The organism is Plantactinospora sp. WMMB334 (assembly GCF_049179095.1).
Taxonomy (GTDB): domain Bacteria; phylum Actinomycetota; class Actinomycetes; order Mycobacteriales; family Micromonosporaceae; genus Plantactinospora.
Window position 1 is genome coordinate 2,652,975 of record NZ_JBMHME010000002.1, and the last position, 25,078, is coordinate 2,678,052.

The 25,078-nt window shown below is 72.1% G+C and carries 25 protein-coding genes; 20 read left to right on the plus strand and 5 right to left on the minus strand.

What is annotated here, in order from left to right:
- Positions 1 to 11: 11 nt before the first annotated feature.
- From ACN27G_RS11270 to ACN27G_RS11330, 13 genes are all read left to right on the plus strand, one after another.
- Positions 12 to 389, plus strand: coding sequence for a roadblock/LC7 domain-containing protein (locus ACN27G_RS11270; RefSeq protein WP_318396450.1), 378 nt, complete (start codon positions 12 to 14; stop codon positions 387 to 389).
- 98 nt (positions 390 to 487) lie between these two features.
- Positions 488 to 1,687, plus strand: coding sequence for an ABC transporter substrate-binding protein (locus ACN27G_RS11275; RefSeq protein ID WP_421492742.1), 1,200 nt, complete (start codon positions 488 to 490; stop codon positions 1,685 to 1,687).
- A complete protein-coding gene (locus ACN27G_RS11280) occupies positions 1,684 to 2,601 on the plus strand; it encodes a branched-chain amino acid ABC transporter permease (RefSeq protein ID WP_421492743.1) in 918 nt (305 codons plus the stop codon). The genes ACN27G_RS11275 and ACN27G_RS11280 overlap by 4 nt, the downstream gene beginning before the upstream one ends.
- Complete coding sequence (locus ACN27G_RS11285; RefSeq protein WP_421492744.1) at positions 2,598 to 3,689, plus strand: branched-chain amino acid ABC transporter permease; 1,092 nt, start codon at positions 2,598 to 2,600, stop codon at positions 3,687 to 3,689. Before ACN27G_RS11280 ends, ACN27G_RS11285 begins: the two co-directional genes overlap by 4 nt.
- Positions 3,686 to 4,480, plus strand: coding sequence for an ABC transporter ATP-binding protein (locus ACN27G_RS11290; protein WP_421492745.1), 795 nt, complete (start codon positions 3,686 to 3,688; stop codon positions 4,478 to 4,480). The genes ACN27G_RS11285 and ACN27G_RS11290 overlap by 4 nt, the downstream gene beginning before the upstream one ends.
- Positions 4,480 to 5,373, plus strand: coding sequence for an ABC transporter ATP-binding protein (locus ACN27G_RS11295; protein WP_421492746.1), 894 nt, complete (start codon positions 4,480 to 4,482; stop codon positions 5,371 to 5,373). Before ACN27G_RS11290 ends, ACN27G_RS11295 begins: the two co-directional genes overlap by 1 nt.
- Positions 5,374 to 5,508: 135 nt before the next feature.
- Entirely contained in the window at positions 5,509 to 6,318 is an 810-nt protein-coding gene (locus tag ACN27G_RS11300; RefSeq protein WP_421492747.1) for a class I SAM-dependent methyltransferase, read from the plus strand.
- A 248-nt stretch (positions 6,319 to 6,566) separates the two neighbouring features.
- A complete protein-coding gene (locus ACN27G_RS11305; protein ID WP_421492748.1) occupies positions 6,567 to 7,418 on the plus strand; it encodes a hypothetical protein in 852 nt (283 codons plus the stop codon).
- Between the two features lie 195 nt (positions 7,419 to 7,613).
- Positions 7,614 to 8,435 carry a hypothetical protein gene (locus ACN27G_RS11310; protein WP_421492749.1) on the plus strand — a complete coding sequence of 274 codons (822 nt, stop codon included), beginning with the start codon at positions 7,614 to 7,616 and terminating at the stop codon, positions 8,433 to 8,435.
- A gap of 45 nt (positions 8,436 to 8,480) precedes the next feature.
- Entirely contained in the window at positions 8,481 to 8,819 is a 339-nt protein-coding gene (locus ACN27G_RS11315; protein WP_421492750.1) for a protease inhibitor I42 family protein, read from the plus strand.
- Between the two features lie 79 nt (positions 8,820 to 8,898).
- Positions 8,899 to 9,348, plus strand: coding sequence for a DoxX family protein (locus ACN27G_RS11320; protein ID WP_421492751.1), 450 nt, complete (start codon positions 8,899 to 8,901; stop codon positions 9,346 to 9,348).
- Between the two features lie 130 nt (positions 9,349 to 9,478).
- Complete coding sequence (locus ACN27G_RS11325; protein WP_421492752.1) at positions 9,479 to 10,660, plus strand: thiolase family protein; 1,182 nt, start codon at positions 9,479 to 9,481, stop codon at positions 10,658 to 10,660.
- A gap of 384 nt (positions 10,661 to 11,044) precedes the next feature.
- Positions 11,045 to 12,337, plus strand: coding sequence for an Ig-like domain-containing protein (locus tag ACN27G_RS11330; RefSeq protein ID WP_421492753.1), 1,293 nt, complete (start codon positions 11,045 to 11,047; stop codon positions 12,335 to 12,337).
- A gap of 124 nt (positions 12,338 to 12,461) precedes the next feature.
- Here the strand turns inward: ACN27G_RS11330 and ACN27G_RS11335 are convergent, their stop codons facing one another.
- Positions 12,462 to 12,809 carry a histone-like nucleoid-structuring protein Lsr2 gene (locus tag ACN27G_RS11335; protein WP_421492754.1) on the minus strand — a complete coding sequence of 116 codons (348 nt, stop codon included), beginning with the start codon at positions 12,807 to 12,809 and terminating at the stop codon, positions 12,462 to 12,464.
- Positions 12,810 to 13,035: 226 nt separating this feature from the next.
- Entirely contained in the window at positions 13,036 to 14,088 is a 1,053-nt protein-coding gene (locus ACN27G_RS11340) for a LacI family DNA-binding transcriptional regulator (protein ID WP_421497297.1), read from the minus strand.
- A gap of 367 nt (positions 14,089 to 14,455) precedes the next feature.
- Here ACN27G_RS11340 and ACN27G_RS11345 point away from each other — a divergent pair, with 367 nt between their 5' ends.
- From ACN27G_RS11345 to ACN27G_RS11375, 7 genes are all read left to right on the plus strand, one after another.
- On the plus strand, positions 14,456 to 15,436 hold the full coding sequence (locus tag ACN27G_RS11345) for an ABC transporter substrate-binding protein (RefSeq protein ID WP_421492755.1): 981 nt from the start codon (positions 14,456 to 14,458) through the stop codon (positions 15,434 to 15,436).
- A gap of 100 nt (positions 15,437 to 15,536) precedes the next feature.
- Positions 15,537 to 17,150 (plus strand): sugar ABC transporter ATP-binding protein, encoded by a 1,614-nt coding sequence (locus ACN27G_RS11350; protein WP_421492756.1) that lies wholly within the window; start codon positions 15,537 to 15,539, stop codon positions 17,148 to 17,150.
- Complete coding sequence (locus ACN27G_RS11355; RefSeq protein ID WP_421492757.1) at positions 17,150 to 18,202, plus strand: ABC transporter permease; 1,053 nt, start codon at positions 17,150 to 17,152, stop codon at positions 18,200 to 18,202. Before ACN27G_RS11350 ends, ACN27G_RS11355 begins: the two co-directional genes overlap by 1 nt.
- A gap of 25 nt (positions 18,203 to 18,227) precedes the next feature.
- A complete protein-coding gene (gene yjfF / locus ACN27G_RS11360; RefSeq protein WP_421492758.1) occupies positions 18,228 to 19,226 on the plus strand; it encodes a galactofuranose ABC transporter, permease protein YjfF in 999 nt (332 codons plus the stop codon).
- 171 nt (positions 19,227 to 19,397) lie between these two features.
- Complete coding sequence (araB, locus tag ACN27G_RS11365; RefSeq protein ID WP_421492759.1) at positions 19,398 to 21,065, plus strand: ribulokinase; 1,668 nt, start codon at positions 19,398 to 19,400, stop codon at positions 21,063 to 21,065.
- On the plus strand, positions 21,062 to 21,748 hold the full coding sequence (locus ACN27G_RS11370) for an L-ribulose-5-phosphate 4-epimerase (protein ID WP_421492760.1): 687 nt from the start codon (positions 21,062 to 21,064) through the stop codon (positions 21,746 to 21,748). The genes araB and ACN27G_RS11370 overlap by 4 nt, the downstream gene beginning before the upstream one ends.
- A 199-nt stretch (positions 21,749 to 21,947) precedes the next feature.
- Positions 21,948 to 22,850 carry a 4'-phosphopantetheinyl transferase family protein gene (locus tag ACN27G_RS11375; protein ID WP_421492761.1) on the plus strand — a complete coding sequence of 301 codons (903 nt, stop codon included), beginning with the start codon at positions 21,948 to 21,950 and terminating at the stop codon, positions 22,848 to 22,850.
- A 48-nt stretch (positions 22,851 to 22,898) separates the two neighbouring features.
- Here the strand turns inward: ACN27G_RS11375 and ACN27G_RS11380 are convergent, their stop codons facing one another.
- From ACN27G_RS11380 to ACN27G_RS11390, 3 genes are all read right to left on the minus strand, one after another.
- The gene (locus ACN27G_RS11380; protein WP_421492762.1) at positions 22,899 to 23,210 is read right to left on the minus strand and encodes a hypothetical protein; all 312 of its coding nucleotides are present in this window, start codon (positions 23,208 to 23,210) and stop codon (positions 22,899 to 22,901) included.
- Positions 23,211 to 23,373: 163 nt separating this feature from the next.
- On the minus strand, positions 23,374 to 23,835 hold the full coding sequence (locus tag ACN27G_RS11385) for a hypothetical protein (protein ID WP_421492763.1): 462 nt from the start codon (positions 23,833 to 23,835) through the stop codon (positions 23,374 to 23,376).
- 94 nt (positions 23,836 to 23,929) lie between these two features.
- Positions 23,930 to 24,982 (minus strand): LacI family DNA-binding transcriptional regulator, encoded by a 1,053-nt coding sequence (locus ACN27G_RS11390; RefSeq protein ID WP_421492764.1) that lies wholly within the window; start codon positions 24,980 to 24,982, stop codon positions 23,930 to 23,932.
- Positions 24,983 to 25,078: the final 96 nt, after the last annotated feature.

A 25,078-nucleotide genomic window follows, 5' to 3' on the forward strand; every position in this document is an offset into this window, starting at 1 on the left:
ATCTCGGCTGGATGTTGGACAGCTTCGTCGAGCGGGCCCCGGAGGTCAGCCACGCGATCGCCATCTCCAGCGACGGCCTGATGGTGGCCTCCACCCGGAACCTGCCACCGGACCGGGCCGACCAACTCGCGGCCACCGGCAGCGGCCTGGTCAGCCTGCTCCGGGGCGCGGCGGGATTCTTCGAGGCGGGTGCGGTGATCTCCAACGTCACCCAGCTCGAGGGCGGGTTCATGTTCTCGATGGCGTTCAACGACGGTGCCTCGCTGCTGGTGCTCGCCGCTCCCACCTGCGACGTCGGCAAGGTCTCCTACGAGATGACGGAACTGGCGAACCGGATTGGAGACGTACTGACGCCGGCGGCCCGCGCCGCGGTGGCGCAGGGCCGCTGACGGTCGCGGCACCCGGCGCCGCGTCCGGCCCGTCGTGCCGTCACACACCTTCCGCACATCTTCCCCACAACCTTCCTCACCCTTCGACTGGAGAAGTCATGCCTTTTCCCACCGGTACGAGCCGGCGTCGCGCCCTGCTCGGCGCAGTGCTGGCCCTCGGGCTGACCGCGTCCGGCAGCGCCTGCAACAGCGGCGACGGCGCGGGCGGCACACCGGGCACGATAAAGATCGGCCTGCTCGCCTCGCTCTCCGGGACGTACGAGGCGGTCGGCACCGAAATGCGCGACGGTTTCGAGCTCTACCTGCGGATGCACGACGGCAAGCTCGGCGGGCACAAGGTCGACCTGGTCGTCGCCGACGAGGGCAACGGGGCGCAGACCGCCGTACCGGCGGCGACCAAACTGATCAAACAGGACCGGGTGCAGGTGCTCACCGGCATCGTCGGCGGCGGCTCGGTGGCGGGGGTCGCGCCGGTGCTCGCCGAGGCGAAGATCCCGTTCGTCGGTTCCAACGGCAACCCCGGCCTGAAGGACATCTCCCGGTCCTGGTTCACCTCCTACCTCTCCGACGAGACCGGCGCGGCGATCGCCGAGTACGTCCGGGACAACGTCAAGGGCGAGGTCTTCGCGATCGGCCCGGACTACCAGGGCGGCCACGACCAGTTGCGTGGCTTCACCGACACCTTCACCAAGATCGGCGGCAAGCTCGCCAACGCGGACGGCAAGACGCTCTGGACGCCGTTCCCGGCGACCACCAACTTCCTGCCGTACTTCGCGCAGATCGAGGCCTCCGGCGCCGCGGCGGTCTACACCTTCTACGCCGGCAACGCCGCCGTCGACTTCGTCAAGCAGTACGCCCAGTCGGAGATCAAGGACCTGCCGCTCTACGCGGCCGGCTTCCTCACCGAGGGCGGCGTGCTCAACGCCCAGGGCGAGGCGGCCCGGAACATCTACTCCGTCCTCAACTACTCGCCCGACCTCGACAACGCCGAGAACCGCTCCTTCGTGGCGGCCTGGAAGGAGGACCACGACGGTTCCCCGACCACCTACGCGATGGCCTCCTACGACGCGGCGGCGGTACTGGACAAGGCGATCGGCGCGGCCGGCGACAACCCCACGCCGGAAGCGATCAACAACGCGCTCGCCGGGCTCGGCCAGATCGACAGCCCGCGCGGCACCTGGCAGTTCTCCAAGGAGACCCACTCGCCCGTGCAGAAGTGGTATCTGCGGCAGGTCCGGCAGGACGGGCGCGCCCTCTCCAACACCGTCGTCGGTGACCTGGCGACCGTGGGCGGATGATGGTCTCTGCGGCATCGGTCCTCGGCCCGGTCGACCCGTACGTGATCCCGGCTCTGGACGGAGTCGCCTACGGGTTGCTGCTCTTCGTCGCGGCCTCCGGGTTGGTGCTCTGCTTCGGGGTGGCCAACATCCTCAACCTGGCGCACGGGCTGCTGTACGCGATCGGCGCGTACCTGGCCGCCGCGCTGATGGACGGTGGCTGGGGCAGCCTGCTGCTCGCCCTCGGCGTGGGGACGCTGGCGGCGGCCGGTGCGGGAGGTCTGCTCGCGGGCCTGCTCGCCCCGGTCGCCCGGCGGGACCACCTGACCCAGGCGCTGCTCACCTTCGGGGTCGCGCTTGCCGGCGGGGCCCTGCTGGTGACCGCGTTCGGGCCGGACAGTCTTCCGGTGCGGATTCCGGCCGCGCTGGACCGTCCGGTGGAGGTGGCCGGCTACCGCTACGCGGCGTACCGGCTGGTCTTCATCGGGCTGGCGGCGCTGGTCGCGGTGCTGCTCTGGCTGGTGGTGGCCCGGACCCGGGCCGGCATGCTGGTCCGGGCGGCGGTCGACGACGCCGAGATGGTGGCGTGCCTCGGGGTGAACCCGGCCCGGATCCGGCTCGGGGTGCTCGGCGCGGCCGGCGCCCTGGCCGGTGCCGCCGGGGTGCTCGGCGCGCCGATCATCGGTCCGGCGCCGACCACCGGCGACACCGTGCTGCTGCTCTCGCTGGTCGTGGTGGTGCTGGGCGGTCTCGGCTCGGTCCAGGGGACCCTGCTGGCCGCACTCGCGGTCGGTGAGATCCAGAGCCTCGGCGTCGCGCTGGCGCCGACGGCCGCGCCGTTCCTGCTCTTCGCGGCGATGGCCGTGGTGCTCGCCGTCCGGGCCCGAGGGCTGCCCGGCCGGTGGGTCCGGCTCCGACCCGGGAGTACGGCGTGACGCCCGCCGCCCGGCGCTGGCTGCTCCGGGCCGGTGGTGCCGGGCTGCTCGCCGTGGCGGTCGCGGTGCCCTGGTCTACGGACCCCTACACCACCTCACTGCTCGCCCGCACCCTGGTGCTGGGGCTGGTCGGGGTGAGCGTGGCGCTGCTGACCGGGCTGGCCGGGCTGCCGACGCTCGGCCAGACCGGGCCGTACGCCGCCGGCGCCTACGCCGGTGCCCTGGTCGCGATGCACGTCTCGCCGGTCGGCGTGGTGCAGGTGCTCGCCGGTGCACTGGCCGGGGCCGTCTTCGCGCTGCTCACCGTGCCGCTGGTGGTGTACGCCCGGGCGGTGGTCGTCCTGATGATTACCCTGGCCATCGGTGAACTGACGGTGACCGCCGCCAGTCGGTGGAGTTCTGTCACCGGAGGGACCGACGGGCTCGCCGGAATCCCGGCGATCCGGCCCGTCTGGGGCATGGCCCCGCTGGCCAGCGACCGGGCACGCTATCTGTACACGCTGGTCGTGGTCGGGGTGGTGATAGCGGCCATGGTGATGGTGCTGCGTACGCCGGCGGGGCTGCTGCTCCGGGGGAGCCGGGACGACGAGGCGCGGATGCGGGCCTCCGGGCACCGCGTCACCGGCTACCTCGCGGTGACGTTCGTCGCCGCCGGGGCGGTGGCGGGGGTGGCCGGCGCGCTGCTGATCACCGCACAGCAGTACGTCTCACCTGCCGACTTCGGCTTCGACGTCTCCGCCCTGCTGCTGCTCGGCGTGGTGATCGGCGGTGCCACCTCGATCGGCGGCGCGATCGTCGGCACCGCCCTGGTGATCGCGGTGCGGGACTGGCTCTCCGGCCTGCTGCCCGGGTACGCGCCACTGCTGCTCGGTGGCCTCTTCGTGCTGACCGCCTATCTCTTCCCCCGGGGCGTGGCCGGTTTCTCGACCGAGCTCGCCAACCTGGTCAGGACCCGCTCGCGGGGCCGGGCCGGGCCGGGGGATCGCCCCGGGACGGGAATCCAGGGCCGCCCGTCCCGGGGCGACCCGCTCGACCCGGTGCCGGCAGGTGCCCCGGGCCGCGCGCCGACCGGCGAGGAGGCGCCATGACGGCGGGATCTCCGGCACGCCGGCCGGACGAGCCCTTGCTGACCGCCGAGCCGTTGCTGACCGCCGAGGCGGTGGTCCGCTGCTACGGCTCACTGGTCGCGGTGAACAGGGTGGACCTGCGGATCGCCGACGGCGAGCGGCACGCCCTGATCGGCCCGAACGGCGCCGGCAAGACCACCCTGCTCGACCTGATCGGCGGGGCGATCCGGGCCGACGGCGGGCGGATCGTCTTCGCCGGTCGGGACATCACCCGGCTCGGCCCGGCCAGCCGGGCCCGGATCGGGATCGGCCGGATCCACCAGCGGCCGGCCGTGTGGCCGTCGCTGACCGCACTGGAGAACGTGGTGGTCGCGGGCTGGCGGCAGGCCGGCGGCTTCCGTGGTGTCGGGACCCGGGGACGGTTCCGGCGCCGGCTGCGGGAGCCGGCGGCGGCGCTGCTCGACCGGGTCGGCCTGGCCGGCGTGGCGTCGACCACGGCCGCGCACCTGTCGCACGGTGAGCGGCGGCAGTTGGAGATCGCGATGGCGCTCGCCGGGCGCCCCCGGCTGCTGTTGCTCGACGAGCCGGCGGCCGGGCTCTCCGGTGTGGAGGTGCACCGGCTGGCCGAGCTGCTGGCGGAGCTGCCCCGGGAGGTGTCGGTGCTGCTGGTGGAGCATCGGTTGGATCTGGTGTATTCGCTGGCCGACACGGTCACGGTGCTGCACGACGGCCGGCTCGTCGCCAGCGGCGGGCCGGACGAGATCCGCAACGCCCCCGCCGTCCGTCGGGCGTACGCCGAGGCGGTGCGCTGATGCTGCGGATCCGCGACCTCTTCGCCGGGTACGACGGCGGCACGGTGCTGCACGGCATCGACCTCGACGTGCCGGCCGGTACGGTGCAGGCGCTCGTCGGCCGCAACGGCGCCGGCAAGAGCACCCTGGTGCACACCGTCGCCGGGCTGATGCGGCCGCACCGGGGCGCCGTCTCGGTGGACGGGGTCGACCTGACCGGCCGGCCGGCGCACCGGGTGGCCCGGGCCGGCGTCGGACTGGTGCCACAGGGGCGCCGGGTGTTTCCCCGGCTCACCGTCGCCGAGCACCTCGCGCTGGCCGCCGCCGTCCGCCGCCGGGGCGCGGCGCGATCGGGTCCGACCTGGACGGTCGACGGGGTGCTGGAGCTGCTGCCCCGGCTGACCGTGCGGTTGGACCATCGGGGTGACCAGCTCTCCGGCGGCGAGCAGCAGATGCTGGCGATCGCCCGGGCGCTGCTCACCCAGCCCCGGGTGCTCCTTCTCGACGAGCCGGGCGAAGGGCTCGCCCCGGACCTCGCGGCCCGGGTCCGTGAGCTCGTGCGCCGGCTCGCCGGGGCCGGGTTGTGCATCCTCCTCGTCGAACAGCAGCTTCAGCACGCGATCGAGGTCGCCGACCGGATCGCGGTGCTGGACTACGGCCGTCTGGTCTTCGCGGACTCGACGGCTGCCGTGCGCGCCGACCCCGCCCCGGTGGAGGCGGTACTCAGTGTGGCGGGCGCGGCCATCCCGGACCGGACCGGACCGGTCCCGTCCGGGCAGGAGTCGACGGCCCCGACCGGGCCCGACTCCGCCCGCTCCGGGCCAACGGGAGGCCCGGGCGGCGTGATCCGTACCGATTCCGACTCCTCGGCAGAGAGCACCTCGGCCGCGACCGCATCCCCTTCCGCACCCTGACGCCCGTCGGATCCCGACGTCCGTCGCACCGCTGACTCCGTGTCCGCACCGGTACCCCCGCCTTTTCCCGGTGCCGACGCGCGATGACGCGTGGCCGGATCGTCGTCACTGATCACTACAAGGAGGTAACCGATCGTGACTGCCACCCCTGTCAAGAGCAGCTACGCGTTCGACAACCGTTCCCCGGAGGCCGAGGCGCAGATGCGGGCGCTGGAGGCGTTCCTCGACCCGATAACGGCGGACCGGCTCGCCCCGGTCCTGTCACCCGGTGCGACGTGTTGGGAGCTGGGTGCCGGCGGCGGATCGATCGCCCGGCACATGGCCCGGGTCGTCGGACCCACCGGTCTGGTCATCGCGACCGACATCGAGCCCTCCCGGCTGGACCCGGCGGAGAATCTCGTCGTACGCCAGCACGACGTCCGGACCGGCGCCCCGGAGGGTGGTCCGTTCGACGTCATCCACGCCCGGTTGGTCCTGCTGCACCTGCCGGAGCGGCGGCGGGTGCTGGCGGAGTTGATCGGTGCGCTCGCCCCGGGCGGCTGGCTGGTGGTCGAGGAGTTCGACTGCACCGCCGGGCTGCGGGTGCTGGCGGCGCCGACCGACGATGCGGCGAAGCTCTTCCAGGAGGTGATGGAGGCGACCCTCGGTATCCTCCAGGACCGCGGTGCCGACCTGGCCTGGGCGCAGGACGTGCACACCGAGATGGTGCTGGCCGGACTGACCGACGTGGACACCATCACCCACTCGCAGAGCTGGTCGGGCGGGTCGACCGGGGCCTCGCTGCACGAGACGAACTCGCGCCAGCTGGAGCCCCGGCTGCTCGCGACCGGACTCTCCCCGGACCAGCTGCAGGGGTTCCGGGAGCTCGCCAAGGACCCCGCCTTCGCCTCGCTGTCGTACCAGTTCGTCTCGACCAGGGGTCAGCGGCCGGCCGGGACGCAGTGAACTGAACCATTCCCGCACCGGCCGGTACGCGGGCCGGGGCCGACGGCGGCCGCTTCCCTCCCCGGCGGCCGCCGCCGGGCCCGCCACCGGCCGGTCCGTCCGGCGGTCGACCGGAGCGCTCCGGTCGACCGCCGGAACCGGTGGCCCGCCCGTTGCCGCCCCGCTCCGCCGCGACGGACCCGGAACCGATCGAGGTGCCGGCCCGTCTGATTGGCATGAAAACGTGGCGAGGTGTCCGGATAACCTGTGTGGGTGCGCTGCTCCTGCTGGCCGCGGCATGTGCCCGGGAGGGCGAGGGCCCGGCCGGCGACGGCCCGGGCGGATCGGGCGGCGATCCGCTTCCCGCCGACCCCGACCGCGTGGTGCTCCGGGTCGAGCACGTCGGCGGGTTCGTGGCGCCGGCCGCCCGGCTGGTCCGGGTGCCGGTGGTGACGGTCTACGCGGACGGGCGGGTCATCACGGAGGGCCCGCAGATCGAGATCTATCCGCCACCGGCGCTGCCCAACCTCCAGCAGCAGGAGATTCCGGTCGAGGCGGTCGACGGGCTGCTCGAGCGGGCCATGGCCGCCGGTGTCGGCTCCGCCGCCGATCTCGGCCGGCCGAACGTCGCGGACCTTCCGTCCACCCGCTTCACCGTCTCCACCGCAGGCGGCACCGAGGTGCTGGAGGTGTACGCGCTGGCCGAGGAGGGGACCGGGCTGACGGAGGCGCAGCGGGCGGCCCGGGCGGAGCTGCGGGACCTGCTCGGGGCGCTCACCGACCTCTCCGGGACGCTGGGCGCGGAGGAGGTCGGCGACGCGCGGCCGTACCAGCCGGCGGCGGTGGCGGGGGTCGCCATGCCCTGGCGTCCGGACGAGAGCGGGGTGGCCGCCCCTCCCGAGATCACCTGGCCCGGTCCGGCGCTGCCCGGACAGCCGCCGTCGGCCGGCTTCGACGTGGGCTGCGTGGAGGTCCGTGGGGCCGACGCGACCGAGCTGCTCGCCCTGGCGAGCAAGGCGAACGCGCTGACCCCGTGGAAGTCCGGCGAGCAGCGGTGGAACGTCAGCCTCCGGCCGCTCCTGCCGGACGAGTCCGGCTGCGCCGACCTGGCCGGCGACTGACGGCCGACCGCCGTCCCGATGCCCGACCGCCGTCCCGATGCCCGGGCGCGCCGTTCCGCCGATCGGAACCACAGCATTGTCAGCGGGGCGCACAATGGGTGCCGCGGTGGCTACGGTCGGATCCTGCGGCAGCGAGTCGGACGGGGGCGCCGCCGGTGCACACCCGCCCGCCAGGGCCCGGCCGGAGGCGAGTCGATGGAGCAGGAGCGACGTTACGCGGTGGATCCGCCGGAGACGAGCGCGGGCAGCGTTCCCGGCCCCCAGCTGCTCGGCCGGGTCTACCGGCCGGATCCGCGGGACTGGGACATCCCCCGGCTGCTGGAGATCGCCGAGCCGGCCGAGTCGATCCGGCAGATGACGGTGGAGCAGGTGCTGACCGAGACTCCCTACTTCTCGGACTGGCGGGCGTACCTGGTCTTCTGGCGGTGGCTGCGCACCCAGCGGGAGCCCGTCGCGGTCCGCGACAAGGCGCCGGCCTGGGAGTTGACCATCCAGCTCGACCAGGGCCAGACCGGCCACTGCGTCGGCTTCGGGTGGGCGGGCTGGGTGGATGCGATGCCGGTCGCGGGCACGTACCAGAACACCGACGCCCACGCCCTCTACTACGAGGCGAAGGTGATCGACGGCGAGCCGCGCAAGGAGAACGGCTCCACCGTCCGCTCGGGGGCGCTCGCCGTCCGGGAGCGCGGTCGGCTCGCCGCCTTCGCGTTCGCGCGTACGACGGCGGAGATCGACGAGTGGATCGACAGTCAGGGGTCGATCGTGGTGGGTACCGCGTGGACCGCGGACATGTTCAACCCCGACGAGAAGGGCTTCGTCACGCCGACCGGTGCGGCATCCGGCGGACACTGCTATCTGCTGCTCGACCGCATCGAGTCCGAGGACGCCTATCTGTTCCAGAATGCCTGGGGGCCGGCCTGGGGATGGGGCGGCAGGTTCAAGATGAAGCGTGGCGACTTCGACGGACTGCTCCAGGATCAGGGGGAAGCGTGTTGCGCGGTGGAGCTGCCGCACTGACCGGTCGGCGCGCCCGGTCCGGTGGCGCGGAGCGCGGGGGCCGGCGTGCCACGACGTGACCTGACCGAGGCCGACGCCGGCCGGTCGTACCCGGTCGTTCTGGGAGATCTCGTGGTCGTCGAGCTGGACGAGACGCCCAGCTCAGGGTACAGGTGGCAGCTCGACGAGGTGGACGCCCACGTGCTCGCGCCGGCCGGCGACTCGTTCCGGCCGGCGCGGGCCGGGTTGGGTGGCACCGGCACCAGGCAGCTCCGGTTCACGGTCGTGGGGGCCGGCCGGACGTCGGTGCGGCTGGCACTGCGGCGTGACTGGGAGACACCCGGACAGCCGGTGCGGCGGTTCGAGGTGACGATCCAGGCCGGCGGCGAGCAGGAAACATATTGACAACTATCGATGCCAATGGTTAACGTGGCGATGCCGTGGGACCCCAGAGTTGTCACTGCCAGTCTGCAAGGAGTGTCCCATGCCCAATGCCCGGATCGTCGATGTCACGACCACCCTGTTCCGAGTCGTGCTCGGACTGCTCTTCACCCTGCACGGTGCGGCCTCCCTCTTCGGGATCTTCGGCGGCAACCGCGGTAGTGGCGAGGCGATCGCGGTCGGCACCTGGCCCGGCTGGTATGCCGCGCTCATCCAGTTCGTGGGTGGGGTCCTGGTGCTGGTCGGCCTGAGCACCCGGGTCGCCGCCGTCATCTGTTCCGGCTCGATGGCGTACGCGTACTTCATGGTGCACCAGCCCGAGGCGCTGCTGCCCCTCAACAACGGCGGCGAGCTCGCCGCGCTCTTCTGCTGGTCCTTCCTGCTGGTCGCCGCGCTCGGCGGCGGGCGCTGGTCGCTGGACGCCGGTCTCGCCCGGCGCCGGGGCCGGGGCCTGGCGGAGGAACCCGCCACGGTGGCCGCCACGGCGCGGTAGCCGCACCATACCGGTCAGACCTCGCCGGAGACCGACGTCGTTCTCCGCGGGTCTGGTCGCGTGGACCGGCCGCATCCCTGCTTCCCGACAGCGGTACCGTCGTGCCGACCGCCGGAAGTGGGGAGAGAGCGTGGCCAGCGACGTGTACGTCCTCGACGCCGTCCGGACCCCGATCGGGCGGTACGGCGGCGGCCTGGCCGGGGTCCGTCCCGACGATCTCGCCGCGCACGTGCTGCGGGAGGTGATCCGGCGCAGCCCGGACCTCGACCCGGCCCGGATCGACGACGTACACCTCGGCAACGCCAACGGTGCCGGCGAGGAGAACCGGGATGTGGCGCGGATGGCGGTGCTGCTCGCCGGTCTACCGCCGACCGTGCCCGGTGCGACGGTGAACCGGCTCTGTGGCTCCGGTCTGGAGGCGGTGATCGGGGCCTCCCGGGCGATCGCCGTCGGTGACGCCTCGATCTGCCTGGCGGGCGGCGTCGAGTCGATGACCCGGGCGCCGTGGGTGCTGTCCAAGCCGGAGGCGGGCCACCCGCGCGGGCACGAGACCCTGCACTCCACCACCCTCGGCTGGCGCATGGTCAACCCGGCGATGCCGGACGGGTGGACCGCCTCGCTCGGCGAGTGCACGGAGATCCTGGCCGAGCGGTACGGCATCTCCCGCGACGAGCAGGACACCTTCGCCGTACGCAGCCAGCGGCTGGCCGCCCGGGCCTGGGCCGACGGAGCGTACGCCGACGAGGTCAGCCCGGTCCCCGGCACCGAACTGGAACGTGACGAGAGCATGCGGCCGGAGACCACGGTCGAGGCGCTCGCCAGGTTGAAACCGGTGTTCCGGCCGGACGGCAGCGTGACCGCCGGCAACTCCTCGCCGCTCAACGACGGGGCGAGCGCCCTGCTGCTGGCCGACCGGGCCGGGGCCGAGGCGGCCGGTCGGACTCCGCTGGCCCGGATCGTCTCCCGGGCGGTCGCCGGCATCGAGCCGCAACTGTTCGGCATCGGCCCGGTGCACGCCGCCGAGGAGGCGTTGCGGCGGGCCGGCATCGGCTGGTCGGACCTGGCGGTGGTGGAGCTCAACGAGGCGTTCGCGGCCCAGTCGCTGGCCTGCCTCGGACTATGGAGGGACCTGGACCCGGCGATCGTCAATCCGCAGGGTGGGGCGATCGCCCTCGGCCACCCGCTCGGCTCGTCCGGATCGCGCATCCTCGGCTCGCTCGCCTGGCAGCTGCACCGTCGCGGTGGTGGGCTGGGCCTTGCCGCCATCTGCGTCGGCGTCGGCCAGGGGCTGGCCGTCGTCCTGGAAGCGTGACCGGCATTCCGCTCGCCGACGGTCCAGGTCCGCGCCGGCCGGGCGGTCTCGCGCCCGGGACCGGCGTGCAGGAGCAGACATCCGGCGTCGTAGGTGGCGGCGAAGCCGACCCTGACCCGGGCCGAGGACCGGACGTGGCCGTCGGGGGCGGTGCCGAGCAGCCGGGGAGCGGAGAGCATCGGCTCGCCACCGGCGGGGTCCGCGAAGAGATCGACCGGGCCCGGGCGCCGGTCGCCGTGTGCCGGAAGTGGCCGGCCCGGGGTTTACCCCTCGGCTGAGTGGCGATTCCCCGGTAATGCGGATCTCGCCGCAACGTGCGGCGGCTCGACCGTGGAGCGGGGAAAGCCTTTCTGACCAGGATCGGGGGAATGGGGTGGAGGGGGCATGGTACTGAGGCGTCGAGCGCTGTTGTTGGTGGTGCTGGTGATGGCCGCTATACCGCTGGTCCTGGCGGGTTGCACGGGCAATCCGCTCCGACGGGCCGAGCGGCCGGCACCGCCACCTCCCAAGCTGGCGATTACCCCGGCGTCCGATGGCAGGGATCTGCCGACCAGTGTCGAGATCGGTACGGCGGTGACGGACGGGAAGGTCACCGAGGTCGTCGTGACCGATGCCGGTGGCGCCCGCGTCGACGGCGCGATGCGTGCCGACGGTACGAGCTGGATGCCGAGCAGGGCGTTGGCGAACAAGCAGACCTATACCGCCCGGGTAACCGCGAAGAATGACGCCGGGAAGGCGATCACCCAGCAGACGACCTTCAGCACCATGGACAAACCGGCCAAGCGGACGGTGACCAACCTTAATCTGCAGAGTGACCAGACGTACGGCGTGGCAATGCCGATAACCGTCTCTTTCGACTCCGACATCCCGAAGGATGCCCGGGCGGGTATCCAGCGCCGGCTCCTGGTCACCACCGACCCGCAGCAGCCGGGCGCCTGGTCGTGGGACGAGAACGGCCGTCAGGTCTCCTACCGGGCGCCCGACTTCTGGCGACCGGGTACGACGATCGGCGTCCGGGCCGCGCTGGACGGTGTGCCGATGGGTGAGGGGAGCTTCGGCGACACCGATCGCGCCGGCACCGCGAAGATCGGGAACCGGGTCTTCCTGGAGATCGACAACGCGACCAAGCAGATGTCGGTGTTCAAGGACGACGTCCTGGCCAGGAGGATTCCGGTAAGCCTCGGGAAGAGCAGCACCCCGACGTCGAGCGGCAAGATGGTGATCATGGAGAAGCACGAGTCCACGGTCTTCGACACCACGGGTTCGCCGGACCCCTACGTGGTCACCGTCTCCAACGCGCAGCGGCTCACCTGGGGCGGCGAGTTCATCCACGCGGCGCCGTGGTCCGTCGGCGACCAGGGCGAGCGGAACGTCTCGCACGGCTGCACCAACGTGTCGGACGAGAACTCGGAGTGGTTGATGGAGACCACCAGGATCGGCGACCTGGTGACGATCACGGGCACCGAGGTCACCCTCGACCAGGGGAACGGCTGGACCGCCTGGAACGTGAGCTGGGACGAGTTCGCCAAGGGCAGCGCGCTGCCGGTGCCGGCCGACCTCAAGCCGGCTCCGCCGGCCCCGGCCGGCCCGGCGGCCGGCGGACCGGCGAGTGGCGGCCCGCCGGCCGCCGACAAGCCGGCGGCGCCGACACCGTCGCCGTCGGGTGCCGGTCGGTAGGTCTTCCCGAGCGCGTCAGCTCCACCGGCGACCGGTCGCCGGTGGAGCTGACGCGCCGGCTCGTGGCCGGTGCGCGGGTGTGCGGGCGGAAAATCGGGAACGGACATCGCCCGCACCCATCCGATCACCGGCTGTTGTACGCCTGCACCACGGACGACGGAATGCGACCCCGCTCCGAAACCTCGTAGCCGTTCTGCACGGCCCATTCCCGGATCGCGCGGTTCAGGTCGCGGTCACTTCGGGTCGGGCTCGTGGCGGTGCCGCGCCGACCCGGCCGACGGCTATCGACCGCGCCGCGTCCTACCCGGCTGCCCGCGTGGATGTAAACGTCGAGCGCCTTGCGGAGCTTGCCGGCGTTCTTATCCGAGAGGTCAATCGTGTAGTTGACGCCGTCCAGGCCGAACTCGACAGTGCGGTCGGCCTCGCCGCCGTCGAGGTCGTCGGTCAGAAGTGTGATTACCTGCTTCGCCATGGTCGATTACTCCTCGTGAACATTTATTGCTAGGAGTCGAGTTTGACTGATCGGATGCCAATTCTGCAAGCCATTGGACATTTCCGGTGCGTCGCGGAGGTCTCGGCGAGTTTCTCCGGCGCCGGTGCCGGCGCTATGCGGCCATAACGTGGCCCGCGCGGTATGCCGGTGGTGGTACCCGACAGCGGTCGCGTGGCGGTGATTGCCGACCGGCATGCTATCCCGGTTAATCCGGCGGGACGCATTCGGGTGGCGAACCGCCGGTCGCGCGGCTCGGGGCGACCGCGGTCGGCGAACTGCCCGGCGCCGGCCCGGAACTCGCCCGGGCGACGAAGCGTGGGGTCAACGAGATCCGGTGGTTGGTCCGGACACCGCTGTCGAGTTGTTCGATCAGCAGATCCAGACTGCGCCGGCCGAGTTCGACGAAGTCCTGGCGGACCGTGGTGAGCGGCGGCAGGAAGTAGCCGGATTCCGGTACGTCGTCGAAGCCCACCACGCTGACCTCGTCGGGCACCCGGCGGCCCGCCTCGTGCAGTGCCCGCAGGGCGCCGAGCGCGATCTGGTCGTTGCCGCAGAACACCGCGGTGACCGTGGGGTCGGCGGCGAGCAGCCGGCCCTGCTCGTAGCCGGACCTCGCGCTCCAGTTTCCCGGCCGGGGTGGCGGCACCGGGGCACCGGCGGCGTGCAGCGCCGCGCGCCAGCCGTCGACCCGGTCGCGTGCCTCGGGCCAGTCGGGCGGGCCGGCGATGTGCTGCACGGTGGTGTGGCCGAGGTCGAGCAGGTGCCGGGTGGCCAGCTCGGCGCCGGTGGCGTTGTCGATGCAGACCGTGGGCACGTGCTCGCCGCCGCCGCCCACCCCGACCACGGCCAGTCCGGCCGGTGCCTGGGTCAGCGCGGCACCCACGCTGCTCTGCGGTGCGATCGCCACGATGCCCTCGACCGACTGCTCGCAGAGCCGGTCGACCGCGTCCAACACCGACTCCCGGTCCAGCGTCCGGACGCTCGCCACGCTGACGAAGTAGCCGGCGGCACGGGCTGCCTGCTCCAGGCCGTACAGGGTGGAGGCGGGACCGAAGAGGGTGGTCTCGAAGGCGATCAGCCCCAGGGTCCGGGACCTCCGGGTGACCAGGGTGCGGGCCGCCGAGTTGCGCCGGTAGTTGAGCGCCCGCATCGCCGCGAGTACCCGTTCGCGGGTCTCCGGCCGTACGTTCGGATGGTTGTTGAGCACCCGGGAGACGGTCTGGTGGGAGACCCCGGCCAGCCGGGCGACGTCCCGCATCACCGAGCTGCGGCTGCGTGGCGGAGGGCCACTCGGCTGGTCACCGGCGTCGATACGGTCAGCTGTCAACGGCCGCTCCTTCGTCTCGGCCGGTCGTCTGGCGACGAGGTCCGACGAGATCCAGCATCACGGATCCATACCGTCGCCGGAAGTACCCCTTGACGGCCGGCATGAGAACGTTAACACTCACGAAACAGGAAGCCCTGCGGGTCGTCCGCCGTGTCCGGAGCGCCGGCGACCCAAGTGGGGGACTAGGCCGAATCCAGGAATCACGGATCGCGGGCCGGCTACGCCGGTGGATGCTGCTCGGTCCTGCTTGTGAACGGTAACTACGACAGACGACGATGTTCCAGGCGAGGAGGTAACGGTGCTGAAAAGAATCTCCGCCGTTGTACTCGGCGGACTGCTGGCAACCGCGTTGGCCGGCTGCGGAGGCGACGGCGGCGGGGCCGGCTCGGGTGACGACGACGGCACGATCACGCTGGGCTTCGCGCAGGTGGGCGCGGAGAGCGGCTGGCGTACCGCCAACACCAAGTCCATCCAGGACTCGGCCAAGGAGGCCGGCATCGAGCTGCAGTTCTCGGACGCGCAGCAGAAGCAGGAGAACCAGATCAGGGCGATCCGGTCGTACATCACCCAGAAGGTCGACGTGATCGCCTTCTCGCCGGTGGTGGAGTCCGGCTGGGACACGGTGCTGCGCGAGGCGAAGGACGCCAACATCCCCGTCATCCTGACCGACCGGGCGATCGACTCGCCGGACCAGACGCTGTACAAGACCTTCATCGGGTCGGACTTCGTGCTGGAGGGGAAGAAGGCCGGTGAGTGGCTGGTCGCCGAGTACCAGGGCACGACCGAGCCGGTGAACATCGTGGAGTTGCAGGGCACCACGGGATCGGCGCCGGCCAACGACCGCCGGGACGGCTTCGCCGAGGTCATCAAGGCCGATCCGAAGTTCAAGGTCATCGCCTCGCAGACCGGCGAGTTCACCCGGGCCAAGGGCAAGGAGGTGATGGACGCCTTCCTCAAGGCCCACAAGGACATCGACGTGCTGTACGCGCACAACGACGACATGGGCCTCGGTGCCATCGAGGCGATCGAGGGCGCCGGCCTCAAGCCCGGGGTGGACATCAAGATCATCACGGTCGACGCGGTGAAGGACGGGATGCAGGCGCTCGCCGACGGCAAGATCAACTTTATTGTCGAGTGCAGCCCGCTGCTCGGCCCACAGCTCATGGAGTTGGTGAAGAAGGTCGACGCGGGTGAGTCGGTCCCGGAGCGGGTGATCACCGAGGAGACCACGTTCACCCAGGAACAGGCCAAGGAGGCCCTGCCGAACCGGCAGTACTGACCGACCCGACGGAACGACACTGACCCCGACGGAACGACACTGACCGAGACGACGGAACGACGCGCCGACCCTGCCGGCACGGCTGAACGGAGGAGAGCGGATGGAGACGTCGGGGGAGCCCCGGGCGATCCTGACCATGGCCGGTATCGGCAAACGGTTCCCCGGCGTACGGGCACTCGACGGGGTCGACTTCCGGCTCTTTCCCGGCGAGGTCCATGCCCTGATGGGCGAGAACGGTGCCGGCAAGTCGACGCTGATCAAGGTGCTGACCGGGGTGTACGACGTGGACGAGGGCGAGATCGTGCTCGACGGCACCCCGGTCCGCTTCGCCGGCCCGCCACAGGCGCAGCAGGCCGGCGTGAGCACCGTCTACCAGGAGGTCAACCTCTGCGCCAACCTCTCCGTCGCGGAGAACATCCACATCGGCCGGGAGCCGCGCCGCTTCGGCGCCATCCACTGGAGCGAACTGCGGCGCCGCTCCCGGCACCTCCTGCACGGGCTGGGGCTGGAGGTCGACGTCTCGGCCCCGCTCGGCAGCCTCTCCCTCGCGGTGCAGCAGATGGTCGCGATCGCCCGGGCCATCGACATCTCCGCCAAGGTGCTCGTCCTGGACGAGCCGACCTCCAGCCTGGACGCCGGTGAGGTGGCCCAGCTCTTCCGGGTCATGCGCCAGCTCAAGGGGGAGGGGATGGCGATCCTCTTCGTCAGCCACTTCCTCGACCAGGTCTACGAGATCTCCGACCGGATGACCGTGCTCCGCAACGGCCGCCGGGTCGGTGAGTACGCCACCCGGGAACTGAGCCAACTCGACCTGGTCAGCGCGATGATCGGCAAGGATCTCGCCGCGCTGGAGGAGTTGGAGGAACAGCCCCGGCGCTCGCTGGCCACCCTGGAACGGGACCGTCCGGTGGTCGAGGCGACCGGGCTGGGTCGGAACGGGGCGGTGGCTCCGTTCAGCCTGACCATCCACCGGGGCGAGGTGGTCGGGCTGGCCGGTCTGCTCGGCTCCGGGCGTACCGAGGTGGCCCGGTTGCTCTTCGGCGCGGACCGGGCCGACCGCGGCCGGCTCGCGGTGGACGGCGCGCCGGTGACCATGCGTGGCCCACGCACCGCGATGGGACACGACATCGCCTTCTGCTCCGAGAACCGCCGCACCGAGGGGCTGGTCGCGGAGTTGACCGTCCGGGAGAACATCATCCTGGCGCTACAGGCCGCCCGGGGCTGGTCCCGGCCGCTGGCAAGGCGCCGGCAGGACGAACTCGTCGACAGGTACGTCAAGGCGCTGCGGATCGTGCCGGCCAACCCGGAGGCGCTGGTCGGCCAGCTCAGCGGCGGCAACCAGCAGAAGGTGCTGCTGGCCCGCTGGCTGATCACCGAACCGCGGCTGCTGATCCTGGACGAGCCGACCCGGGGCATCGACGTCGGCGCCAAGGCCGAGATCCAGCGCCTGGTGGTCACGCTCTCCGACGGCGGCATGGCGGTGCTCTTCATCTCCGCCGAGCTGGAGGAGGTGCTCCGGCTCAGCCACAAGATCGCCGTACTGCGGGACCGGCGGATGGTCGACGAGCTGGCCAACGACGACGCGGTGACCGCCGAGCGGATCATGGCGATCATCGCCAGCGGCAACGGTTCGGCGGTGGCGGCACCGCCACCGCCACCGGCCGACGGGGCGCCGCACGATCCGGGCGTGACCGTCGTCCGGGAGGAGGGATGATGACCGATCTCCTGCGGCACCGGTTCTTCTGGCCCCTGGTGGTCCTGGCGATCCTGCTGCTCAGCAACCTGTTCTTCACCCCGGACTTCTTCGCGATCGACGTACGCCAGGGGCACCTCTACGGCAGCCTTGTCGACATCGTGCGGTTCGGGGCGCCTCTGATCCTGGTCTCGCTCGGCATGACCCTGGTGATCGCCACCGGCGGCATCGACCTCTCGGTCGGCTCGGTCGTGGCCATCTCCGGCGCGCTGGCCTGCCTGCGGATCAGCGAGCTCGGCGACCAGAACAGCGTTCCCGGGGTGCTGATGGCGGTCGGGCTCGCTCTCGGGCTGGCCCTGCTGCTCGGCGCCTGGAACGGGCTGCTGGTCGCCCAGGTCGGCATCCAGCCGATCATCGCCACCCTGATCCTGATGGTCGCCGGCCGAGGACTGGCCCAGCTCATCACCGACGGGCAGATCATCACGATCAACAGCTCCCCGTACAAGCTGATCGGCGGCGGCTACTGGTTGACGGTGCCGTTCTCGATCCTGATCGCCCTGCTGGTCCTCGTCCTCGCCCTGCTGCTCACCCGGCGTACCGCGCTGGGCCTGCTGATCGAGTCGGTGGGCGGCAACGCCGAGGCGAGCCGGCTGGCCGGCATCCACGCCCGCCGGATCATCTTCACCGGGTACGTCTTCGCGGCCCTCTGCGCCGGGGTGGCCGGGCTGATGATCAGCTCGAACGTCTCCAGCGCGGACGGCAACAACGCCGGCCTCTGGATCGAGCTGGACGCCATCCTCGCGGTCGTGATCGGCGGTACGTCGCTGGCCGGTGGCCGCTTCTCGCTCGGCGGGACGGTGCTGGGCGCACTGATCATCCAGACCCTGACCACCACCATCTACACCATCGGCATCCCACCGGAGACCACGCTGCTGTTCAAGGCGCTGGTCGTCACGGTGGTCTGCCTGCTGCAGTCGCCGGCCTTCCGGGCCAAGGTGTTCCGCCGGCGCCGCAAACCGCCGCCGCTGCCGCAGTCCGACCGGGAGCGGCCGAAGGTGGAGGTGCCGGCATGAACGGCGAGCGAATCGAGGAGGAAGCATGACCGCGGCTGCGGGTCCGATGACCAACGGGCGGTCGCGGGTGCTGCGGCCCCAGCAGAAGTACCTTCCGCTGCTCGCCACCCTCGCCCTGCTGGTGCTGATGTACAGCGCCGGGGTGCTGCGCTACGACGGGTTCTCCGACACCCAGGTCGTGTTGAACGTCTTCGTCGACAACGCGTTTCTGCTGGTGGTCGCGGTCGGCATGACGTTCGTGATCCTGACCGGCGGCATCGACCTCTCGGTCGGCTCGGTGGTGGCACTGACCACCATGCTCTCCGCCTCGCTGCTGGAGGAGCGGGGCTGGTCACCGTACCTGGTGCTGCCGTTGGTGCTGCTTATCGGCGCCCTGCTCGGGTTCGGGATGGGCTGCATCATCCACTACTTCGAGATCCAGCCCTTCATCGTCACGCTGGCCGGGATGTTCCTGGCCCGGGGGCTCTGCTACACGATCGGCACCTCCTCGATCACGATCGACGATCCCTTCTGGACCTCGGTGGCGCAGCAGCGGATCCGGTTCGGTGGCTTCTTCATCTCGGTAAGCGTGGTCATCGCGCTGGTGGTGGTGGCGATCGGGATCTACGTGCTGGGCTACACGAGGCTCGGCCGCAACACGTACGCGATCGGTGGCAACCCGCAGTCGGCGCTGCTGATGGGCCTGCCGGTGGCGCGTACCCGGATCGGGGTCTACACGATCAGCGGGTTCTGCTCGGCGCTCGGCGGGGTGCTGCTCAGCTTCTACATGCTCTCCGGCAACAGCACGCACGCGATCGGCCTGGAACTCGACGCGATCGCCGCCGTGGTGATCGGTGGCACACTGCTGACCGGCGGCTCAGGTTATCTGCTCGGCACGGTCTTCGGTGTGCTGGTGCTCGGCCTCATCCAGACGATCATCACGTTCCAGGGCAACCTCAGCTCGTGGTGGACCAGGATCGTGATCGGAGTGCTGCTCTTCGCCTTCATCGTGCTGCAACGCACCGTCACCCGGCGGCAGAGCTGAGTGCGCGCCGACGGACGGTGGCGCTGCCCGGGCCCGACGCGGGCAGTGGTGGTAGCGCTAACACCGTGATTGGCTGAGGATAGCGGTGGCGCCGGTGGCGCCGGCCGCGCGCCGTCCGTCACATCCCGTGCGGGCGGCGAGCCGGAAAGGGAAGGGCCAGGAGGGACGCGAGTGAGCGCTGACGGTGCGGACCGGTACGTGGTGGGTGTCGACTTCGGCACGCTCTCCGGCCGGGCGGTGGTGGTCCGGGTCTCGGACGGCGCCGAACTCGGCTCGGGGGTGCACGAGTACCGGCACGGGGTGATCGACGACCGGCTGCCGGCCACCGGTGCCGCGCTGCCCGGCGGGTGGGCGCTGCAGATGCCGGAGGACTGGCGTTCGGTGCTGCGCGAGGCGGTGCCGAAGGCGCTCTCGGCGGCCTCGGTCGCTCCCGAGGCGGTGATCGGGATCGGTACGGACTTCACCGCCTGCACGGTGCTGCCGACCCTCGCCGACGGTACGCCGCTGAACGAGGTGCCCGGGCTCGCCGACCGGCCGCACGCCTATCCGAAGCTCTGGAAACACCATGCCGCACAGCGGCACGCCGACCGGATCAACGAGCTGGCCGAGGAGCGCGGGGAGTCCTGGCTGCCCCGGTACGGTGGGCGGATCTCGGCCGAGTGGCAGTTCGCCAAGGCGCTCCAGGTGCTGACCGAGGATCCGGAGGTCTACGCCCGGACCGAGCGGTGGATCGAGGCGGCCGACTGGATCATCTGGCAGCTCTGCGGCGAGGAGACCCGCAACGTCTGCACCGCCGGCTACAAGGGCATCCACCAGGACGGGCACTATCCGACCCGGGACTACCTGGCCGCGCTGCACCCCGACTTCGCCGACTTCGTCGAGACCCGGCTCGCCCACCCGCTCGCCCCGCTCGGCGGCCTGGCCGGGCGGCTGACCCCGGAGGCCGCGGCCCTGACCGGGCTGCCGGCCGGGATCGCCGTCGCGGTCGGCAACGTCGACGCGCACGTCACCGCCGCCGCCGCGAAGGCCGTCGAGCCCGGCCAGATGCTGGCCATCATGGGCACCTCGACCTGCCACGTGATGGTCGCCGACACCCTGGCCGAGGTGCCGGGGATGTGCGGGGTGGTCCGGGACGGCATCGTCCCCGGCCGGCTCGGCTACGAGGCCGGACAGAGCGGCGTCGGTGACATCTTCGGCTGGTTCGTCGAGCACTGCGTGCCGGCCTCCTACGCCGAGGAGGCCGCCCGGCGGGGCGTCGGCGTGCACGACCACCTGACCGAGCTGGCCGCCGCGCAGCGCCCCGGCCAGCACGGGCTGGTCGCCCTGGACTGGCACAACGGCAACCGGTCGGTGCTTGTCGACCACGACCTCTCCGGTGTGATCGTCGGGCAGACCCTGGCCACCCGCCCGGAGGACCAGTACCGGGCACTGATCGAGGCGACCGCCTTCGGCACCCGGACCATCGTCGCGGCCTTCGACGCCGCCGGGGTGCCGGTGACCGAGTTCATCGTGGCCGGCGGCCTGCTCAGGAACGCCTTCCTGATGCAGGTCTACGCCGACGTGCTGCGCCGGCCGCTCTCGGTGATCGACTCCGACCAGGGCCCGGCGCTCGGCTCGGCGATCCACGCGGCGGTGGCGGCCGGGGCGTACCAGGACATCACCGGCGCCGCCGCGGCGATGGGCAAGGTCCGCCGGGGGGTCTACCGGCCGGACCCGGCCGCCGCCGACGTCTACGACCGGCTCTACGCCGAGTACGAGCGGCTGCACGACTACTTCGGCCGGGGCGGCAACGACGTGCTGCACCGGTTGCACGCGCTACGCGAGGAGGTGCGCCGATGACCAGCGGTGCGATCACGGACAGCCTCAGCGACACCGTCGCCCGGGTCCGCGAGGAGGTGTGCCGGCTGCACGAACAGCTCACCCGCTGGGAGCTGGTCACCTGGACCAGCGGCAACGTCAGCGCCCGGGTGCCGGGGGCCGAGCTGATGGTGATCAAGCCCAGCGGCGTCTCGTACGACGATCTGACCCCCGAGTCGATGGTGGTGACCACCCTCGACGGGGACGTCGTCGACGGCACCCGGTCGCCGTCCAGCGACACCGACGCGCACGCGTACGTCTACCGGCACATGCCGCAGGTGAACGGGGTGGTGCACACGCACAGCCCGTACGCCACCGCCTGGGCGGCCCGGGACGAGGCGATCCCGTGCGTACTCACCGCGATGGCCGACGAGTTCGGCGGGGAGATCCCGGTCGGCCCGTTCGCGCTGATCGGCGGGGACGACATCGGCAGGGGCATCGTGGCCACCCTGGCGGGGCACCGTTCCCCGGCGGTGCTGATGCGCAACCACGGGGTCTTCACCGTGGGCGCCAGCGCCAGGGCGGCGGTCAAGGCGGCGGTGATGTGCGAGGACGTCGCCCGTACCGTGCACATCGCCCGCACCGGCGGACCGCTGGTGCCGATCGAGCAGCGGCACGTCGACGCCCTCTACGAGCGCTACCAGAACGCCTACGGCCAGCGCTGAGGGTCGCGGCCGGCGCCGAGGGTGGGGGCCGGCGTACCGGCTCGCGGCCGGCGTACCAGCGTGCGGTCGGCACACCCGGACGGTCGGCGTGCCGGGGTGTGCCGGGCTGGTGCGCCGGCCACGCGGCTGGCATGCTCGCGGCAGAGCCTGCCCCGGCCCTCCCCGGCCGCCGTCCACCCGCGACCTCTGGTGGTGTCCGTTGACCGCATCCCTCCGCCCGCCCGACGACCTGCCCGGCGATCCGGCCGGGGACCCGGCGGAGCCGATCGGGACGACCGTTACCACGACCGGGACCACCGGGAGCGAGGGCACCGGCACCTGGCGCGGAGTGGCCACTCCGGTGCCGCCGGTGCCGGGCGAGTGTCAGGTGTGGCGGCTGCCGGTCGGCCCGGAGCAGTGGGCCGGGCACGACGTGCTCGACGACGAGGAGCGGCGGCGGCACGGGCGGTTCCGGCTGGCCGCCGACCGTGACCGCTACCAGGCCGGTCACGTCGGGGTGCGGTTGCTGCTCGGGCACTATCTCGGCGTGCCGGCCGGCGCGCTCACCTTCTCCCGGCACTGCCGGCACTGCGGCGCCGGGCACGGCAAGCCCGTCATCGACCGCCCCGACACCAGGCTCGACTTCTCGCTCACCCACTCGGGAGACTGGGTCGCCTTCGCGGTGGCCGCCGACCCGGTCGGCCTGGACGTCCAGGAGTTGACCGACCGCACCGACGTGGCGGCGCTGAGCGGCGCCGTGCTCTCCGCCGCCGAGCTGCGCTGGTGGCAGGGCCAGCCGCCGGACTCCGCCCAGCGGGCCTTCTTCGGCTACTGGGCCCGGAAGGAGGCCCTGCTGAAGGCGACCGGGCACGGACTGGCCGTACCGATGAACAAGATCACGCTGACGCCGCCGGACCAGCCGGCCCGGCTGGTGGAGTGGGCCGCCGACCGCCCCCTCGACGGACCGGTGCAGCTACACGACCTCGACGTGGGTCCCGGCTACACCGGCGCCGTCGCGGTGCTCGCCAGCCAGCCGGTCAGGGTCGGCCGGGGAGACTTCCCGGCGTCGCTGCGCGCCCCCCGCCCGCCGACCCGCCGCGCCGACGCGCCCGGATCCGCCTGACGCTCGCCCCGTCGGCCGTGGCGGCCCCAGCCCCGGCAGCCGCGGGGATCAGAGCCCGAAGACGTCCTCCTCGGCGCCCTGCCGCGCACCGTCGACGAAGCCCCGGAACGCCGGGTCGTCCCGGTCGGCGGTCACGCTGGTCACCTGTTCCCCGGTCGCCTCGGCCACCGCGTCGACCAGCGGGGGATAGCCGAGGTCGACGTCGGCGAGTTCGTCCTCGTCGGCCTCGGCGAGATTGAGCACGTCCTGGAGCTGCTCGGCGTCGGTCTCCGGGTCACCGGCCCAGGCCGTGCCGAGGTCGTAGCACTCGTCGTAGAGCGCGCGCTGCTCCTCGGTCCAGTCGTCGTCGTAGTCCTTCACGCCGTGGTACCCCCTTCGCCGCCCATCACCTGAGCATGCCCGGAAGGGGCGCGGCAGGGTCGCCGGTTGCCGTTTTTGGCCGCTGGCCGCCGCGGCGGTGGAAGGTCGGCCTGGTGAAAAGGCCGGCCCGGCGGAGACGGACGGTTGCGCGGGCACGGGCGGTTCAGGAGGCGGCGGCCGCCGTAGCGGCCTGCTGGTCCCACATCGTGATCACCACGCCGAGTACGAAGATCTGCGCCGGCAGCGGCAGCCCGGGCAGGTCGGCGACGACGTCGCCGCGCCAGAGGCCGGTCCGCCGGATCGAGCCGACCCGCCCGCCGTCGGCGTGCAGCTCCTGCGCGTTGCCGAAGAACGAGGCGCGCTGGAAGTGGTAGGTCTGCCCACCGGCCTCGACCGTCCAGCGCTTGCGGCCGACCCGGTCCGCGGCTGCCACGCGCTGGCCCGCGGCGTCGGTCATGCCGTAGCGGTTGCCCCAGGCGTTGCCGCGTACCTGGTAGTGCTGGCCGTCCAGCGCGAATTCGCCGCCGCTGCGCCAGAAGGCGTCATCCCAGGTCGCCACCACCCGACCGCCGACGGTTATCTCGTAGCGGCTGCGCCAGAAGCTGGTCCTGTGGGCCTTCAACACACCGCCAGGCTAGTCGGTACGGGCAGACCGGCCGTCACGGAGGGGCGTGGTGGAGTCGAGGTCGACGCGGCGTCCGGTCAGCTCCGGTGCCCGGTCAGCCCCGGCCGGCCGGCGGTGCGGCGGTGCTCTGCCGGACCACCAGGGTCGGCTGGATCGGCGTGGTGCTGGGCAGCGCGACGGCAGGCTGGCCGTCCCGGCCGCCCGCGTCGAGCAGTTGCAGCAGGGTGGCCATGCCGCGCCTGCCCACCTCGTCGAAGTCCTGCCGCACGGTGGTGAGTGGCGGCAGCATGAACTCCGCCTCCGGTATGTCGTCGAAGGCCACCACGCTGATGTCCGCGGGCACCCGGACACCCCGTTCGTGCAGGGCGCGCAGCAGGCCGAGCGCCATCTGGTCGTTGGCGACGAAGACTGCGGTGACGTCCGGGTTGCCGGCCAGGGCGGTGCCGGCCGCGTACCCGGAACGGGCGCTCCAGTCCCCGGCGATGATCGGCGGTACGGCGGCGCCGGCCTCCTCCAGGGTCTGGCGCCAGCCGATGATCCGGTCACCGGCCTCCAGCCAGTCGCTGGGTCCGGAGACGTGCCAGACGGTGCGGTGCCCGAGCTCGAGCAGGTGCGCGACGGCGAGCCGGGCACCTGTCACCTGGTCCACCGCGACGGAGGGCAGCCCGCTGTCCTGGCCGGCCTCGACCGCGACCGCCGTCATGCCCCGGGGCAGGCTGTGCAGGGCGGCGGCGGCCGCCATCTGCGGTGCGATGATGATGACCCCGTCCACGCCCTGACCCTCCAGCGCCTCGACGGCGCTGAGCACCCCCCGGCGGTCGACCTTCTCCAGGGTGACGATGCTGACCCCGTAACCGGCGGCCCGGGCGGCGCGCTCGATGCCGAGCAGCGTCGAGGCCGGCCCGAACAGGATGGTGTCGAAGCTGACCACGCCGAGCACCCGGGAGCGGCGACTGGCCAGTGCCCGCGCCATCGCGTTCGGCCGGTAGCTCAGCTCCGCCATCGCCCGGACCACCCGGTCCCGGGTTTCCGGACGGACTCGCGGATGACCGTTGATCACCCGGGAGACCGTCTGGTGCGACACGCCGGCAAGCCGGGCAACGTCGGTCATCACCGCCGGCCGCCCGGTCCGCGAGGGCGTCGTCACGTGTTCTCCCCGCGACAGCACAATCCGCCTACCGCCTTCCACCCCGCCGGCGATGCCGGACGTCCGATCCAGGTTAGCCTCATCACCCTGGTCGAC